This is a genomic window from Dyadobacter fanqingshengii (assembly GCF_023822005.2).
Classification (GTDB): domain Bacteria; phylum Bacteroidota; class Bacteroidia; order Cytophagales; family Spirosomataceae; genus Dyadobacter; species Dyadobacter fanqingshengii.
Map to the genome: position 1 here is coordinate 1,980,304 of NZ_CP098806.1, position 16,290 is coordinate 1,996,593.

At 46.3% G+C, this 16,290-nt stretch carries 10 protein-coding genes; 2 read left to right on the forward strand and 8 right to left on the reverse strand.

Annotated features, from left to right (window positions below; genetic code table 11):
• The first annotated feature begins 27 nt into the window (after window positions 1-27).
• Window positions 28-312 carry a type II toxin-antitoxin system HigB family toxin gene (locus tag NFI81_RS08050; protein ID WP_234614880.1) on the forward strand — a complete coding sequence of 95 codons (285 nt, stop codon included), beginning with the start codon at window positions 28-30 and terminating at the stop codon, window positions 310-312.
• 3 nt (window positions 313-315) lie between these two features.
• Complete coding sequence (locus NFI81_RS08055) at window positions 316-693, forward strand: helix-turn-helix domain-containing protein (RefSeq protein WP_234613019.1); 378 nt, start codon at window positions 316-318, stop codon at window positions 691-693.
• 6 nt (window positions 694-699) lie between these two features.
• On the opposite strand, the gene NFI81_RS08060 is transcribed toward NFI81_RS08055, so the two are convergent.
• The 8 genes from NFI81_RS08060 to NFI81_RS08095 form a co-directional block, all read right to left on the reverse strand.
• A complete protein-coding gene (locus NFI81_RS08060) occupies window positions 700-2,727 on the reverse strand; it encodes an aceric acid hydrolase (protein WP_234613018.1) in 2,028 nt (675 codons plus the stop codon).
• An 18-nt stretch (window positions 2,728-2,745) separates the two neighbouring features.
• Entirely contained in the window at window positions 2,746-4,587 is a 1,842-nt protein-coding gene (locus NFI81_RS08065; protein ID WP_234613017.1) for an exo-alpha-sialidase, read from the reverse strand.
• Window positions 4,574-5,986 carry a RagB/SusD family nutrient uptake outer membrane protein gene (locus tag NFI81_RS08070; RefSeq protein WP_234613016.1) on the reverse strand — a complete coding sequence of 471 codons (1,413 nt, stop codon included), beginning with the start codon at window positions 5,984-5,986 and terminating at the stop codon, window positions 4,574-4,576. Before NFI81_RS08070 ends, NFI81_RS08065 begins: the two co-directional genes overlap by 14 nt.
• 23 nt (window positions 5,987-6,009) lie before the next feature.
• The gene (locus NFI81_RS08075) at window positions 6,010-9,156 is read right to left on the reverse strand and encodes a SusC/RagA family TonB-linked outer membrane protein (RefSeq protein ID WP_234613015.1); all 3,147 of its coding nucleotides are present in this window, start codon (window positions 9,154-9,156) and stop codon (window positions 6,010-6,012) included.
• 269 nt (window positions 9,157-9,425) lie between these two features.
• On the reverse strand, window positions 9,426-10,907 hold the full coding sequence (locus tag NFI81_RS08080) for an FGGY family carbohydrate kinase (protein WP_234613014.1): 1,482 nt from the start codon (window positions 10,905-10,907) through the stop codon (window positions 9,426-9,428).
• A 67-nt stretch (window positions 10,908-10,974) separates the two neighbouring features.
• Window positions 10,975-13,290, reverse strand: coding sequence for a glycoside hydrolase family 95 protein (locus NFI81_RS08085; RefSeq protein WP_234613013.1), 2,316 nt, complete (start codon window positions 13,288-13,290; stop codon window positions 10,975-10,977).
• A 49-nt stretch (window positions 13,291-13,339) separates the two neighbouring features.
• On the reverse strand, window positions 13,340-15,691 hold the full coding sequence (locus tag NFI81_RS08090; protein ID WP_234613012.1) for a DUF5703 domain-containing protein: 2,352 nt from the start codon (window positions 15,689-15,691) through the stop codon (window positions 13,340-13,342).
• Window positions 15,692-16,282: a DUF3826 domain-containing protein gene (locus tag NFI81_RS08095; RefSeq protein WP_234613011.1), complete on the reverse strand. Its 591-nt coding sequence runs from the start codon at window positions 16,280-16,282 to the stop codon at window positions 15,692-15,694.
• Window positions 16,283-16,290 lie beyond the last annotated feature (8 nt).

Sequence of the window (16,290 nt, forward strand, 5' to 3'; positions counted from 1 at the left end):
CACTAAATGGTTATTCTTTCCAAGCGAATGATTAATGCTTTTACTGACCTTGAGCCACGCTCAACAGATGCGCTCCTACATTGGTATAAGCACTGTAAATCTGCTGATTGGTCTAATTTTGCTGAATTGAAGCAGACATTCAGGTCAGCCGATTTTGTGGGAAACGAGCGGTATGTTTTTAACATTAAAGGCAATAGTTACAGATTAATTGCAAAAATCCATTTTGATATTCGTACAGTTTATATCCTGTTTATAGGGACGCATGTTGAGTACGATAAGATTGATGCTGCTAGAATTTTACACAAGAATTAGGTTATGGAAAACGATAAAATAATTTTTTCAAACGAAGTCGAATATGAGGCGGCGATGAAAGAAATTCTTTCTTTGATGAATAAAGGAGAAGGAAATCTTTCTAAAACCGAAGCCTGGAAACTCCAAAAAATGGCAGTTGCCGCTGAGGAGTTTGAGGACATTCATTATCCGTTACCGAAACCCAAAACCATTCCCGAAATGGTTGAATTAAAGCGGTTTCAGCTTAAACTGACGCAGGCTGCGCTGGCGGAAATGCTGGGACTGGGCAAGCCGAAGCTTTCTCAGATCCTGAATGGCAAGCGCGAGCCGGATGTTCCTTTTCTTAAAGCGGTTTACCAAAAATTAGGCGTCGATCCAGGCTTTTTGCTGGACAATGCTTAGCCGCATTCACCTTGCCAGCGGCAGCCAGACGGACATATCATGATGCCCGCGGTTGCCCCACGCATAGTATGGAACCAGGCGTACGGGAATTGTTTTTGGTGCTTCCGTTGAAACTTCCCGGTATAATTTCCTGGTCCAATCCGTATTATCCACCAGCATTGCATCGCCTTGCAGGCTCATGATCGGGCTGTTTTCAATGGTTAATGGTGACGGTTTTAAATTGTTTTTTACACTGATTGCCACGTCGAAAATGCTTCTTCCTTTTGGCAGATCCACCGATTCCAGGCAATACACAACCGGTCCGCGCTTTACGGCGATCTGGTTGCGCGTTTCCTCTACCAATGGGTTCGATTCGATCAGTTTGACGGGCATAGGTAGCATGATTTCGATCTTATCACCTGACTTCCAGTTTCCTTTAATTTCGGCGTAAGTTCCTGAAACCAGTTTCTCCTGATGCGCTTTTCCATTGACCAAAATCTTTGCATCGCTGCACCAGCCGGGAATGCGGAAAAACATGGAGAATGGCTCTTTGGGAGCTTCCTGCAATGTCACGTTAACTTTTCCATCCCACGGATAATCTGTTGTCTGGGTCAATTTTAATGCCCCTGATTTGATTTTTGTATCTAAATTATTTCCCCCATATAAATTGAAAAACACGCCTTTATCCGACAGACTGTAAGCATACTGGCTCACTTCCGAAACAGTGCGCACGACATTTGGCGGGCAGCAATTTGATTTTGAAATATAACTCACCCTATCCTTCGACCAGCGCTGCGCAAAAGGAAGCGAATCAGAATAACTTAATGGATTGGTATACAAAAACTTATCTCCTTTTAAATTAATGCCTGACAAGACACTGTTGTATAATGCCAACTCCACAATGTCCGCATATTTCGCATCGCCGGTGATCTGCAGCATCCGCCAATTCCAGAGCACATTGCCGATGTTCGCGCAGGTTTCGTTGTGCGCGGTGTAACTCGGAAGCTGATAATCTCTGCCGTAAGCCTGATGGACTTTTTGCACATCATCCGGTTTGTAGGAAGTTCCGTCCGGTGACACGCCGTCATAAAGTGAGCCGCAGGCGCCTGTCACGTACATTTTGTGCTGGGTAACGTCGTCCCACATCACGTGAAGCTGGTTCAGCAATGCTGCGTCGCCCGTTTCCGCATACACATCTGCAACGCCGGCGTACAGATAATTGGCGCGTACGGCGTGGCCCATTACTTTGGTTTGTTTTAAAAAAGGAATGCGGTCCTGGTTGTCGTCGGTGCCTTCGGTTGCCCCTTTTATGGAGATTAAATGCTTTACCAATGTCAGATATTTCTGATCGTGCGTGGTGCGGTAAAGTTCCGATAAACCCATGTAATGTGATGGGCAAATGGCGTTTCTGGATTGTTCGGGCGTGGCAGTGTTGTAAAAACCGATTAAAAAGTCCGCTGCTTTTTTAGCGACATTCAGCAAAGAGGTTTTCCCTGTTGCGCGGTAATGCACACAGGCGGCGGTCATCAAATGACCAAAATTGTACGCTTCAAAACTCAAACGATCCGCAAACATTTGCGCTTCGCCACTTTTCTTTTGCTCGATAATGGCTTTGGTATAAATGTAACCATCCTCCCGCTGCGCCTTTGCCATGACGGCGATGGCCTTATCCATCATTTCATCCAGCTTTTTGTCCTTGGTGGCCGCGTACATACTCGCCACGGCTTCAAATGTTTTGTAAAAATCGCCGTCATGAAACGAAGGGCCTTTGAAATTTCCCTTTTCCAAACCCGCAGCAATTTCAAAGTTTCTGAAAGAGTGGCTGATGGCCGGATCCGTGTAAGTTTTCCAAAGTTCCGGCACCATCGTTTCCCGGCATACTTTAAAACGATCTGCCCAGAAACCTTGCGTCCATTGCACCGCATTCAGGTCGGTTCCGTGCAGTTTAGCGAATGAGCTTTGTGATGTGTTTACGAGCGCATTATCTTGTGCGTGAAGCATTTGCGCAATGAGCAATACCGAAAGTGTGGCGGCTAATTTTTTACTTAATTTCATATCTGGTTCGTTGAGAGCTTAGTCTGCCTTGCTCGTTACATATCTGATGTTATAAACCGCTTCCCGATCCTTCCTACCCGCATTCGGGAGGTCGTACATCTGATCGGTCGGCGTGTCTGCGTTGGGAAAACGGCGCGTGTCGCCGGTGCGGAATGTGATGCGGCTTATCGATTCGAGCGGTGCAAAAAGAATGTTATTCCCAAGGTTTTTGCCATTTACCGTAACGCTGTAAAGGCGCGTTTCGATGTTGAGCTGAACCTTGATCTCGTATTTTTCGCCTGGCCTGTAGGGCATCAGGTTTTTATTCCGGTAACCCGCTTTCGCCCTGAAATTGCCTGTTGAATCAAATGAAAGCCGGACTCCGGGAGTTCCCTTTGCATCCTGAAACTCAATGTCCAGCAAACCGTGATCGCTTTGTTTTGGCTCAACAGAAATTTCAGCAATAAGCCGCTTAGTTGCAGGAATTACGCGTTCCGCTTTGGCATAATCGAATGGATCTGAGTCTTTTAATGAAAGCAGCTTATCTCCATCCTCCCCTTTTTCAATGCTTACAGCGGCCCAACGCGGGCTGTAAATGTTCCATTCCGAAAGCTCTTTTCCTGCCGGCAGATCATTGAAACGGTCCGCAGCATGTTTTTCAGCAACCGATTTAATAGGCACAGGGATAGAGGAAATCCAGATATCCTCTTTGTTCATGCTATATGAAACCCACAATTTTCCATCGGGGGGCGTGCCATCGCCTTCGCTAATGCCGCGCGGATATTGCGGGCCGTACGATTTGTAGTTGCCGCCATAGCGCATGGCAGTGATCTCGCCATTAACCAGCAGCAGATTTTTGTAATTGATTCCATCGTCACTTACGGAAACAGCCAGCGGCCAGCGGAATTCGGATGGGTTATAAACCGTCGCATACTTTCCGTCGGAAGTTTTCTGTCCCCAAATTTTGGCATTGCTGTTGACAAATCCAGGTGCACGTTTTGGTTTGTAAAGCCAGGTTGCACCATTGTCTTTGCTCATGCTGGTTAAGGCATTTTTCCAAAGCCCTACTACCCTGCCGTCTGGTAAATGATACGCGCTCAGCGCCTTGTACTCTCCTTTTAATGATATCAAAGGATCGTCGCGGTCTGCCTCTTCAACCCATTGCTGCGTAACGAGTTTGTTTGCCAGCAATTCTTCGCAAGCATTGACGAATTCCTTATCCCTGCTCTCTGTAAATAGCGGGTAATCCGATTTCTGCTTCCAGGAAGCATTGGGTCTGATGAAATAAATGGGTCCAAAACTGCCGTCTTTCTTAATTTCCCGCACCACACGCCCGATCCCATTCCCATCATTCGGATCGTCTTTGGCATCCAATGCAATGCCATAATAGGCCAGCGTAAGCAATTTTTTGTTTTTGGAAACATAAAAACCCATGCGCTGGTGCATCACCGCGTAAAGATCTTTGGCTGTTCCTGAATGTGTTTTTTTAGTCGTCCCGTCCGGGATTTTATAGGGTGGAAATAAGACAACCGGTTTAGACCAGGTGCGGCCGTCCTTTGAAGTTTGCAACAGCGTTTGCCCTGGCGGAATGTGCTCCCCGACAGGATTGCTCAGGTAATTGAGATAAAAAGTCCCATTCCAATACGCCAGATTCGGCGCATGATTATAAGTCCAGGTTATAGCCGAGTCCTTTCCTGGATCATCGCGGTTAACCCTTAATGTCTGGTAAGAATGCACGCCGATCGCTGGCGTGAGCGCGCCGTGATGGTAATCGACATTCACCAAAGTCTTGCCCGTATAACGGATTGTGTCCTGCGCATGCGAAAGCTGCATGCACAGGACTGCCACCAATGTTGTTATTTTCAGTTTAATATCCGGCATTCTGTGTTATTCTTGAGTTCTGATCACGCACAATGTTCGGGATTGGCAAAAGTAATTTGGGTTCGGAAACACTTTTGCCTTTCGCTGTAAGGACCGGAATTGCCCGGTTTGTTCTTTTCAAGTCAAACCATCTGTGAAATTCGAAGGCAAGTTCAACCCTGCGCTCGTGTTCCAATGCCAGCGGAACTGTATTGTATTTAGCAGGATAAGCAGCCGTCCCATAAAGTGGCAATGCAGCTCTTTTCCTCACTTCATTCAGATAAGAAACTTCCCCTGTTGCTTCTGTGAGCATTAAAAGCAAATCTGCGTAACGCAACACGATAAAATTATTATTAGCTGCGATGCTTTGATTGATCAGCGGCGCAGTCTTGTCCGTCCATTTTTTTGGAAATTTCGCGGCTGTGAAATTGCCTTTTGCGTCTACAAATCCGGTGTCAATGCTGGCTTCTTTCCGCGTATCCCCTTTTTCGTACTCATTCCAAATGTCGTCTACAACCTGGTTCATGCCTGCTCCGTAAAAGCCCAGTGCAATGGAATTTGGGAAAAATTCCAGGTAATAATTGCTGTAAGGGTTTGTCGCGCTACCACCAAGAAACTGGATTTCAAAAATCGATTCTTTCGTGTTTTTATTTTTCGCGTCCCAAAGCGATGCATAGGAAGGAAGCAGCTCATATTGTTTGCTGTCATAAACCTCTTTCAGCTCTTTTGCAGCATTGGTTTTATCACCGATCGTTAAATATATCTTGCCCAAAAGCGTCTGTGCAGCCCCTTTCGTGGTCCTACCAACAATGCTGGAAGTTGCGGGCAGTTTTGCTTTGGCTTCATTCAGATCTTTGATAATCTGCGCATAGATCTCCGTCGAAGGCGAACGTAAAATGTTATAGGCTTCCGCAGCAGTTACCGGCTTCGTTACCAACGGCACATCGCCCCAGATACGAACCATATTAAAATAGTAAAGCGAACGCAGAAACAACATTTCGCCCTCTGTCTGAGATTTATAAGTGGCGTCAATATCAGCCGCGGAAATTTTGTCCAGAATAATGTTAATGTTATAAAGCGACTTATAGAAATCTTGCCAAAACTGGTATACCATTGTATTGGCAGGAGCCAGCGAATAATCGCGAAACTGCCATTTATCGGCCTGGTTGCCCGAAATATTGAAGATCGTAACATTGTCGGCCATGAGTTCGCCGGCATAGGAAACCGGTCCTTGCGGGTGGTAAACGGTCACCAATGTATTGTACGCAGCGTTGGTCGCGAGGTCGAAATCCGTTCTGGTTTTATAAAAATTTTCTGCGTTCGGATTGGAGATCGGGGCGAGTTCCAGGAAGGAATCTTTACATCCCCACGAAGCCGCAACGAGGCTGATTACTGTGAAGATTTTTATGATATTTTTCATTTTCGTTTTTTGTTTTTGTGCACTTAAAAATCAGCCTTAATCCCAACCGTAATCACCCTTGGCAATGGATAAGATCCATAATCCACCCCCTGAAAGGCCCCCGGAACCGGCGCGTTTCCGCTGCTGTATGAGCCCGCAGTTTCCATGCTGCTGCTATACGACGTTGTTCCGTAAGTCGTGTTTTCAGGATCATAACCCGTGTATTTGCTGAACAAATGCACATTCTCAGCATTCACATAAACCCTGGCACTGCCGATTTTCAGTTTGTTGCTCCACTTCGCAGGCAATGCATACGAAACTCTCACATTTCTCAATCTCACAAAGGATGCGTCTTCCACCCAGTATGAAGAGAATTGTTTTTGAAGACCCAGATAATTTACCGATGGCTTGAAATGTTTGCCATCACCCGGCTCGGCTTCCGAACGCCAGTAATTGTACATGCTTGCAAAGAAGTTCCGGCCGTTATCCCAGGTTCCCAGATAACGCACATTGTTGTTGGCAATCTCACCGCCAAACGATCCCTGAAACAAGAATGAAAGTTCAAAGCCCTTATAACCAACTGTGTTGGTGATGCCGGCGGTAAAATCAGGCTGGTAATTGCCTAGGATGGTGCGGTCGGCATCCGAAATTTTGCCATCGCCATTTACGTCACGCACTTTCGGATCACCCGGTGTTGTGCTCGCGTGATGCGGATAGGCGTCAATTTCATTTTGATTATTGAAAACGCCGTCGAAAACATATCCGTAAAAATTCGAAACAGGCTGCCCTACTTCCGTGCGAACCGTCACCACATTGTCTACATACTGGATAGGCGCATTGCCAGGTCCGAGTTGCAGCACTTTGTTGCGATTTCTTGATAAGTTAAAATCTGTTGTCCAGGTAAAATCTCCAACCAGGTTTTTCGAAGAAATATTCAATTCAACACCACGGTTACGCATCTTGCCAATGTTTGTCAATTGAGAAGAAAAACCCGTAATGTCCGGAACCGGAACAAAAAGAAGCATATCGCGGGTAATGGAATTGTAATATTCTGCCGACAGGTTTACCCGGTTATTGAAGATTGCCAGATCCACGCCTACATTGAACTGGTTTGTCTTTTCCCAACGCAATCCTGAGTTAGCCAGGTTACTCACTTTCAACCCGTTAGCAATCGTTGTCCCGTTTACATAAGGAGCGGCGGCAAGCAAACTGATCGCTCCGTAATTCGGAATCTGATTGTTCCCCGTCACACCATAACTGGCACGAAGTTTCAGGCTGTTAATGGCATTGACGCCCGATAAAAAGCTTTCGTCTGAAATTAGCCAACCCGCTGATACAGAAGGAAAATAACCCCACTTGTTATCCTCACCAAAACGCGACATGCCATCACGGCGAATCGCGCCGGTCAGGAAATATTTGTTTTTAAAATTGTACTGAACCCTCGCCAGATAGGAAAGCAGCGACCATTCGCTTGCCGTTGTGTTTCCCGCAGTCACCGTTCCCGCATTGAGCGTGTGAACCAGATCGTTGGGGAAATTATTGGCAGCTACATACATGGTTTCGTCACGCTGTTTTTGGCTGGTGTAGCCCAGCAGTCCCGTCAATGCATGCTCTCCAATCTTCTTTTCGTAGGTTAATGTATTTTCGCTCAGCCAGTTAAACATATATGCATCACCCGAATTTCCCTGCGCCGCAAGCACAGCTGAGTAGCCATATTTTTGTTTATCATTCCAATAAAAGGCATTGCGCATGTTGTAAAGGTTCCCACTTAGGCTCGTCCTGAAACGCAGGTTATCCACGATCTCATATTCCAAAAAGCCCGTTGCAAGCGTATTAAATGATTTTCTGGACTTGTCAACTTCTCTTGTAAGCGAATATGGATGCCACAAATTCATGTCGGCATAGGAAGTGAAACGGAACCAGGTTGAATTTGGATCGCGAAAACCCAGATTACCATTTTCGTTGTAAACCGGGAAGTGGGGATTGCTTTGTAAGCCCAGACTGATTACATCACTTTTCCCCTGCGTTCCTTCTGTGCGATCGAAAATGGAAGTGATGCCCAGGTTCAGACCAACACTTAACTTCTTGCTGATCTGTGTTTTAACATTAGATCTCACTGAGAGACGTTTGTAGTAATTCGCGTCCAAAACTGCGGTTTGATCCAGATAAGCGGCCGAAAACATGTATTGTGTTTTTTCCGTGCCGCCAGAAATCGTGATCTGTGCATTATAGGAAGGGGCCGTACGGAACATGACATCCTGCCAGTTTGTGCCTTTCCCGAATTGCTGCGGATTGTTTGTAAAATCTTCGGGAATTTTCAGTGTAGCAGGCCTTGCACTGTTGGGATCGCTCGCATTACCGCCTTGCGCAGTCCAAGCATTATTTTTCGCATCAACATATGTTTCAATATACTGCTGCGCGTCCATCATTTTAACCCGGCGAACGACTTTTTGAGAACCATATTCAACATTGGCGCTCACACTCACTTTTCCCGGCTTGCCCATTTTAGTCGTAACCAAAATGACACCGCTGGAACCTCTCGAACCATAAATTGCAGCCGAAGACGCATCTTTCAAAACTTCAATAGATTCAATATCCTGCGGGTTAATGAGGTTCAAGTTGAAGTTTTCAAGCGGAACGCCGTCTACAACGATCAGCGGATTTGTCCCGGCTGTAATCGAGCTGACCCCACGAATTTTGATCACCGGAGAAGCACCCGGCGCACCTTGCGATTGCGAAATGTTAACCCCTGGCAATGTTCCTGCAAGCGATTGCGTCACATTACTGAAAGAGCGGTCTTTGAATTTATCGTAATTAATGGAAATAACCGCCCCTGTTACAGCACGTTTGCTTTGCGTTCCGTAACCGACTACAACCATTTCTTCCAGCGATTTGCTTTCTGAAACAAGCTTTACCGAGATATCCGAGCGGCTCCCCACAGTTTCTTCAACTGATTGATATCCAACGAAGCTGAACACAAGCACCGTTTCCGCATTAGGCACTTCGATCTGGAATGTTCCATCCGAGCCCGTTGTCGTTCCCCGCTGTGTTCCTTTGATCACGACACTCACGCCCGGTAACGGATCGGTATCGTTAACACCCGTTACGCTGCCCTTCACAGCGAAACTCTGCGCATTGACCACGGGCACCGCCAGTATAAATGCCAGGATGATCGGTAAGAGTTTTCTCATATTGCAGTTTTCTTTTATTTTCTTTTTTATTCTATTTTTTACGAAAAATAGGAACATTTTCATTCACAAAAAATAAATTGGTAATATTTATGTCTTATTTCGATAAAAAATTGTTCAAATCCATTTGAAACTATCGTTTTGGCTATGAGTGGACCCTCGCAGTGTGTTCCGTTCGGAGAAATAAAAAACAAAATAAAAAAACCCATGCATGAAGCACGGGTGCGGAGGTTGTTACGGACGTTACAGACCAATCAAATTTTACAGATCAATCAGCCAATCGCTTCCAGCCAACCCTGATATCCGGATCTTGCTGTGGATGTATCGCCGGACGGATTCACCGTGGAATGATTGCTATTCAGATTTTTCAAAAACGCAATGCTCTCATAAACGCCGGCTTGTAATCCAGCCAGATAAGCAGCACCCAAAGCTGAAACTTCGGGAAATCCCAGATTAACCACCGGTTTTTCGAGCACATCAGCCAGGAATTGAACGACGAATGTATTGGCAGTGAGCCCGCCATCTATTTTTAATTCTTGCAACAAAATGCCCGTATCCGACTCCATAGCCGTAATTACATCTTTGATCTGATAAGGAATGGATTCCAATGCTGCTCTTACTACGTGATTTTTGTTACAATCAAAAGTCAGGCCGATTATAGAGGCTTTTCGGCTCATATCCCAATGCGGCGCACCAAGCCCGCTGAATGCCGGGACCAGATATACGCCGTTATTGTCCCGGACCGCATTCGCCATTTCCTGTGTATCCGTAATATCGCCGAACATTCCGAGGTTATTTTTTAACCATAAAATCGTTGCGCCGCAAGTAACAATAACGCCTTCCAGCGCATATTCCACATGTTCGCCCGTGCTCCAACCAATGGTCGTAACCATGCCATTTTGCGACGATTTTGACTTTTCGCCAATGTTCATTAAGATGGAAGAACCTGTCCCTAGTGTTGCTTTCGCAATACCCGGCGCGAAACAGCCTTCTCCAAAAGCAGCAGCGTGCGAATCGCCGATCATGGCGGAAACGTCAATTTTGGTTTCCAGTAATCCACCAAAGTCCGTGGCCCCGAAAGACGAGGAAGACGCCTGTATATCAGGGAGTTGAATATTACTCAAATCCAATTTTCCAAGCAAATCTCTGTCCCAATCCAGCGTTTCGAGATTGAAAAACAATGTTCGGGAAGCATTTGTGTGATCGGTAAGATAGCGTTCGCCGTTCGTCAACTTATAGAGCAGCCAGGTGTCGATTGTTCCGAAAAATGCTTTTCCCGCCTGAATAGCGCTTGTTACCCCTGCATTATGTTCATTCAGCCAAATCACTTTTGAACCTGAAAAGTACGGATCAATCAACAAGCCCGTTTTCTGCCTGATCTCAGTTTCCAGGCCGGAGATTTTCAAGCGTTCACAGATTGCAACGGATCTTTTACATTGCCAAACCACGGCCGGGCACAGCGGTTTTCCTTTCTCATCCCATAAAACAAAGGTCTCACGCTGATTGGAAATACCGCACGCTGTTATGTCAGAAGGAATTCCGTCTTTCGCCTTGAAGTCCGCCAAACATTGCCTGACCGAGCTTAATACATTCTGATAAATTTCTTCCGGGTCCTGCTCCACGAGTCCGCCGTCCAGATAATTTGTTAGAAGTGGCTCGACGCCACGGGCAACTGCTACGCCATTCTGATCAAAAACAACTGTCTTGGTGCTGCTAGTACCTTGGTCGATAGCAAGAATAAATGAGCCGTTCATGGGAAATCAGATTCGGAAAGAAAATAAAAGAAAAACATTCGCAAGTAAAGAAAAATACCCTGCGCGTTTACTGTAATTTTAGATCAGCATTGAGTTTGTAATGTTTCCCTTTCACTGTATCAAAGGAAAAACGCTTCGCGCCATAGCGCACATTGCATTTGTTACCCGCTTTGGATAGAATGTCAACGGATTGCAACTGGCCTTTCTTCCATTCCATCGTAATCTCAAAACCGCCCCTGGCCACCAAACCAGACACTTTTCCGTCTGGCAACGCGTTGGGCAGCGCGGGCAATAAATGCAATTCTCCCAGATGACTCTGCACGAGCAGTTCCAGAATCCCCGCTGCCCCGCCAAAATTCCCATCGATCTGAAAAGGCGGATGTGCATCGAAAAGGTTGGGATAGGATCCTCCCCCGCCCTTTTTCACGGAAGCGTCCATAATGGGATTGAACAGCTTTCTGATCATAGCATAAGCATGCTCGCCATCCAGAAACCGTGCCCAGTAATTGATTTTCCAGGCCAGACTCCACCCAGTTCCATCATCGCCCCGGAATTCCAGTGATTTTTTTGCAGCATTGATGAGTTCGGGTGTCTTCTCAGGAGTAATTTCCTCGCCCGGATATACGCCCCACAGATGCGAAACGTGCCTGTGGTGGTTGGTTGTATCGTCTATATCCGTCATCCATTCCTGCAACTGGCCTGCTCTACCAACCTGATTAGGAGCAGTTTGTGAAGCTAATTTTTCCAGTTTTGCAGCAAATGGCTGATCCGTTTTCAGCACATGCGCACTTTCAATGCAAGCTTTAAAAAGTCCTCTTATAATCTGATGATCCATCGTTGGCCCCGCCACTAAACCGCCGTTTTCAGGAGAATTGGAGGGAGAACTGATCAGCAGTCCGGTTTTCGGATCTTTTACCAGAAAATCTACAAAAAATTCGGCTGCCCCTTTCATGAGTGGATAAGCCGTTTTTTCGAGAAAAACTTTATCCTGCGTAAAGCGGTAATGTTCCCACAAATGCAGGCTCAACCACGCCCCGCCCGTGACCCAAATCCCATGATCAGATGCATTGATCGGTGCGGCACCGCGCCATACGTCGGTGTTGTGATGCACCAGCCAGCCGTTGGTATTATAATGTTCCTTTGCAACCTCCGAGCCGGTTCGCGACAGATCGCGGATCAGCGCGAAAAGGGGTTGGTGACATTCAGCCAGATTCCCCATTTCAACCGGCCAGTAATTCATTTCGGTGTTGATGTTCACGGTGTATTTGCTGTCCCACGAAGGTTTCAGCTGATGGTTCCACTTTCCCTGCAAGTTGGCCGCGTGCGTGCCGGGACGACTGCTAGCAATGAGCAAATAACGCGCATACTGCACGTACAAGGCCAAAAATGCGGGATCATCAGGATTGTCTTTGAATTGTAAAAGGCGTTCGTCGGTGGGTAATGCACCGTTATTTTTGGCCGGAAGATCCAGATGGAACCTGGAAAAAAGCTTTTGATGATCCGTCAAGTGCTCCTTGAGTGCTTGCTCATAAACGGGCGCATTTTTTAATAGGGAAGCCGTTTTTGTGGTGGGCTTACCGGAAACTGTTTTGTAATCAATATAATTGGTTGCCGCTGAAAGAATGAGCGTCGCCGTTGTGGCATTTTGAATGCTGAGCTTGCCATCCTTCTGACTTACTTTCCCATCGGTCTGCACTTTCATTTTGGCAACGCCTTCCAGGACACCATTGTCAACTTTTACGTTCAATGTCAACTCACCAGCATTGCCGGTCACCTTTTTGTTTGCATGAATCGCGTCCAGCCGGACCGCAAAATTGAGCTTCCCAGACTGGTCTGCGGTGAGCTTTACATAAATCGCTTTGGCAGGATAACTCGCAAAAACTGCTCTTTTGAAACCAACATTTCCGCTTTTATAGGAGACAAGCGCAATTCCCTTTTCAAGGTCCAACTCCCGGCGATAATCCGTTGCATTAGAATGATCCGGGAAATCAATGTATAAATCTCCAAAAGCCTGATAGGCCATTTGTCTCAGCGGAATGCCCATAAATTGCTCGGAAGCAAGCTTTTCCGCTTCTTTTTGCCTGCCCTCATTTAACAGCGTGCGGATTTCGCCTAAATATTTGCTCGCGCCTTTGTTCGCGTAACTCCTCGGTTCACCTGTCCATAAAGTCTCCTCATTAAACTGGATCCGCTCACTTGCAATGCCCCCAAAAACCATTGCCGCCAGGCACCCGTTACCAACCGGAAGCGCGTCCTCCCATTGTCTGGAAGGTTGTTTATACCAAAGTTTCAGATCCTGCGCACGGGTTATGAAAGTGTTTAAACTTATCAAAAGCCCAAGCATCAATGTTGTTCTATTAAAATATAAGGTCCTGAAAATCATTTGGTAATGTTTAAATTTCAAAAAATTAGAAAGCGTCGTTACTCAGCTATTACTTCAAGAGTTCAGCGATAACCAAATCTTTCCTCCGCGATTCCGGCGTCACTTTCAAATGCACTAATTTGCCGTTCTGCAACTCACCCTCGACCGTTGTTTTATAAGGTGCATGCAGCTTGAATTTCACATTCCAATCTTTTGGCCATGCCGGGAAAAGATAGATCGAATCGCCAACGGTCTGCATCAACATTTCCTGCAAACCGATCATGCCCGAACCGCCCCAATTGTGGTCGGGAACCCAGTCGTGTCCCGGCCCCCAAAATGCCGGAAATCTCCGTCCGGAATCTTGTAACTTCTTTACTGCGAGGGCAGCTGCTTCTTCCGTTAACCCCAGTCTTGCGCAGAAAATATTGTCCTGATGCCAGCTGGTGTGGTTTCGGTTCTTAATGGCTTCCGTGTCATATTTCCAGGTGTTCACCGCCACTTGCAGGTCCGGCAAGCCTACGCCGTACATTCCGAAAGGAAAAACGGGGTAAAGCTGCGGGATTTCGGTGTTTTGGATCCGCTCCCAAGCCCTGGCCGGAGCAATCGTCTGGTGTCCCTGCATTTGACGAAAACTTAGCGGCGGCACCCTGCCCAGCCGTGCCGCCCATTCTTTCCGCTGCGCGTCCGTGCCGTATTTTGCAGGCAATGCGAGCATTCGCGAAAGCACCGTTTTCAGGCCCGCGACCGTCGTAACGGAGTTATATGTCATTTTGTAAGTCTCTGCTGCTGAACCCGGAAAAATCACCAAATGTCCGTTTTGATCCAGTTTTTTGACTCCCCGCTTCTCCGCCAGATACTGATAATGTTCATCGAAAAATACTGTGCAACTTTCGATCAGCGGCAGATATTTGCTGATATCCGAGCCTGTAAAGCGCTCAATGTCAAGCATCATCAGACAAAATTCCAGAGATGTGTCCCAGAGATATTCCAGCCAGGCATTATATTCCACGCCGGAATCAAAATCTTTGGGCCGCTTTTGCCCGTATTCAGCATAATTAGGCAAGCCAAAATTTTCGATCTGCTCAGTAAAAGATGCTCCCTGGTGCCCCCAGTAATGTTTTGTGCGTGTTTCGGCATTTGATAATGTCCGCAGGTAAAAGTCAAATTGTGAGGACATCATATCAAAATCCCCGCTTTTGAGCATGGGCCAATATACCAGCCGCTGATTTTGCGCGGTAAATGTTCCTCCGCCCCAACTCCGGTAATCCGGCCCGAATGTTAATGTTGAATCGATAAAAACCGGATCGTGTGTAAAAAGTCCGCCGTTGAATTTGGTTGGATAAGCGCCAAAAGCATTGCAGCCCAGCATATACCTGAAAATCTGATAATTACGCCCAACCTGCCAGATCGGGGAAGCTGGATCCGGCTTCTCAACATTGATCGCAATGTGGCTTCGCCGCCAATAGGCATTCCACCAATCCAATGTTTTCTGCCTGGCTGTTTTTTTCTCGCTTTCGGCTTTTGAAACGATTTTTGACAGTCCGCTTTTCCATTTCTCCGCATCGCTATTTTCCTCGATATGGAGAAAAACATTTAAATGATGTGCTCTCGCAGCTGCCCTGCTTTTCAAACCAAATCCCAGAAATGGCGTATTCACATATTTCCCTGAAACCGTTTTCAATTGTCCGTTGGCCACGTCAGGAACCATGTTTTCACCCTGCATCCAACCGCCATAAACCATTCCTTTCAACGGGTTCCAAAGCTGCGACTCCACCGGTTCCAATTGCTGCTGCTTTACCGCCAGATCAAACAATGTTGAATCCTTATTTTGATGGTAAAAAAGGATTCCGTTTTCATGCGCATTAACGATATCTTTTGAAGCTATCACTTTATCTTTCAGCCATTTAAAAGAACTTGCATTCTTTTCCCGCCCTTGCAACTCCCTATCATGTGTACGCCAACTTTCATACCAGGCATTGACCTGAACAGGCTTATTACCAGCCACATCGACATGCACAACCGGATTGAAAACATCAACCCAAATTTTCAGGACAACTTCTTGATTACCAGACTTACCAGCGATCTCAACAGATCCTTCTTGCAGTTTCAACTCCTGCCGAAACGTCGCTCCATCAGTAAATGGATTAGGAGAAAGCGTTACCCGAACCCGTCCCAGTTTTGGAAAAATATTGTTCTCGTCAAACGCTCCGCTTCTGGATAAATAAAATAGAACATCGCCCTTTTCCAGCCATACATTCAAACCCATGTCACCACCTCCGACAGGCATCGATTCACCGGAATTCTTACTCTGGCTAGTCCATTTGACATTGTAGGTTTCCGGAGAAAGTGTCTGTGCTAATGCACTCTTAATGAGACATAAACAGAGGAAAAATGAGATCAGAGAACGGGGCAGTATGGACATTTACCTTCCGTTTGATTTGAATGCTTTCATGCGCGCTTCCCAGTTTTTGCGCTCCTCCTGAATATTGTAGCCGCGTCCGGATAGGTAATTGTTAATCCTTCCCTTGTATTTACCAAACACCTTGTGCTTTTCCTCGGAAGATCCACCATCCATTGCCAGCTCTCTGGCTTCGGTTAACCAGCTCATTATCTGCGACTTTTCTTCATCTTTCAATGTAGGGATCATGTCTGTATAAGCTTTATAGGTCACAGGCAAAACGCCATAGGTCATGCCGTCCTTGATTTTTTCAACTTGCGCGGGTGTAAGTTGCGATGCAAGCTGCGACACGTAATGTTTATGCAGTTCAGCCCGTTTTTGTTCGGTCTGTTCTTCGCTTTTCTGCAATTTATTTAAATCAGAATACTGCTTCACCATGATTTCCCTAACCCGCTTATACTTCACAGAATCAGCAATTTGGAGTTCAGCCAGGATTTTATCGGAGCGTTTTGTGACAGTTGCAATGTAAGCTTGTTCGCTGTCGGGCTGGCTTTGTGCTTTCAAAAGCGGGCAAGCGAGCAGTCCTATGCACATCAAAATTTGTTTCAATTTCATAGTCATTG

Bases quoted from the DNA above. Each gene is read 5' to 3' on its own strand.
- NFI81_RS08050 (WP_234614880.1), top strand. From the start codon at position 28: ATGATTAATGCTTTTACTGACCTTGAGCCACGCTCAACAGATGCGCTC.
- NFI81_RS08055 (WP_234613019.1), top strand. From the start codon at position 316: ATGGAAAACGATAAAATAATTTTTTCAAACGAAGTCGAATATGAGGCG.
- NFI81_RS08060 (WP_234613018.1), bottom strand. From the start codon at position 2,727: ATGAAATTAAGTAAAAAATTAGCCGCCACACTTTCGGTATTGCTCATT.
- NFI81_RS08065 (WP_234613017.1), bottom strand. From the start codon at position 4,587: ATGCCGGATATTAAACTGAAAATAACAACATTGGTGGCAGTCCTGTGC.
- NFI81_RS08070 (WP_234613016.1), bottom strand. From the start codon at position 5,986: ATGAAAAATATCATAAAAATCTTCACAGTAATCAGCCTCGTTGCGGCT.
- NFI81_RS08075 (WP_234613015.1), bottom strand. From the start codon at position 9,156: ATGAGAAAACTCTTACCGATCATCCTGGCATTTATACTGGCGGTGCCC.
- NFI81_RS08080 (WP_234613014.1), bottom strand. From the start codon at position 10,907: ATGAACGGCTCATTTATTCTTGCTATCGACCAAGGTACTAGCAGCACC.
- NFI81_RS08085 (WP_234613013.1), bottom strand. From the start codon at position 13,290: ATGATTTTCAGGACCTTATATTTTAATAGAACAACATTGATGCTTGGG.
- NFI81_RS08090 (WP_234613012.1), bottom strand. From the start codon at position 15,691: ATGTCCATACTGCCCCGTTCTCTGATCTCATTTTTCCTCTGTTTATGT.
- NFI81_RS08095 (WP_234613011.1), bottom strand. From the start codon at position 16,282: ATGAAATTGAAACAAATTTTGATGTGCATAGGACTGCTCGCTTGCCCG.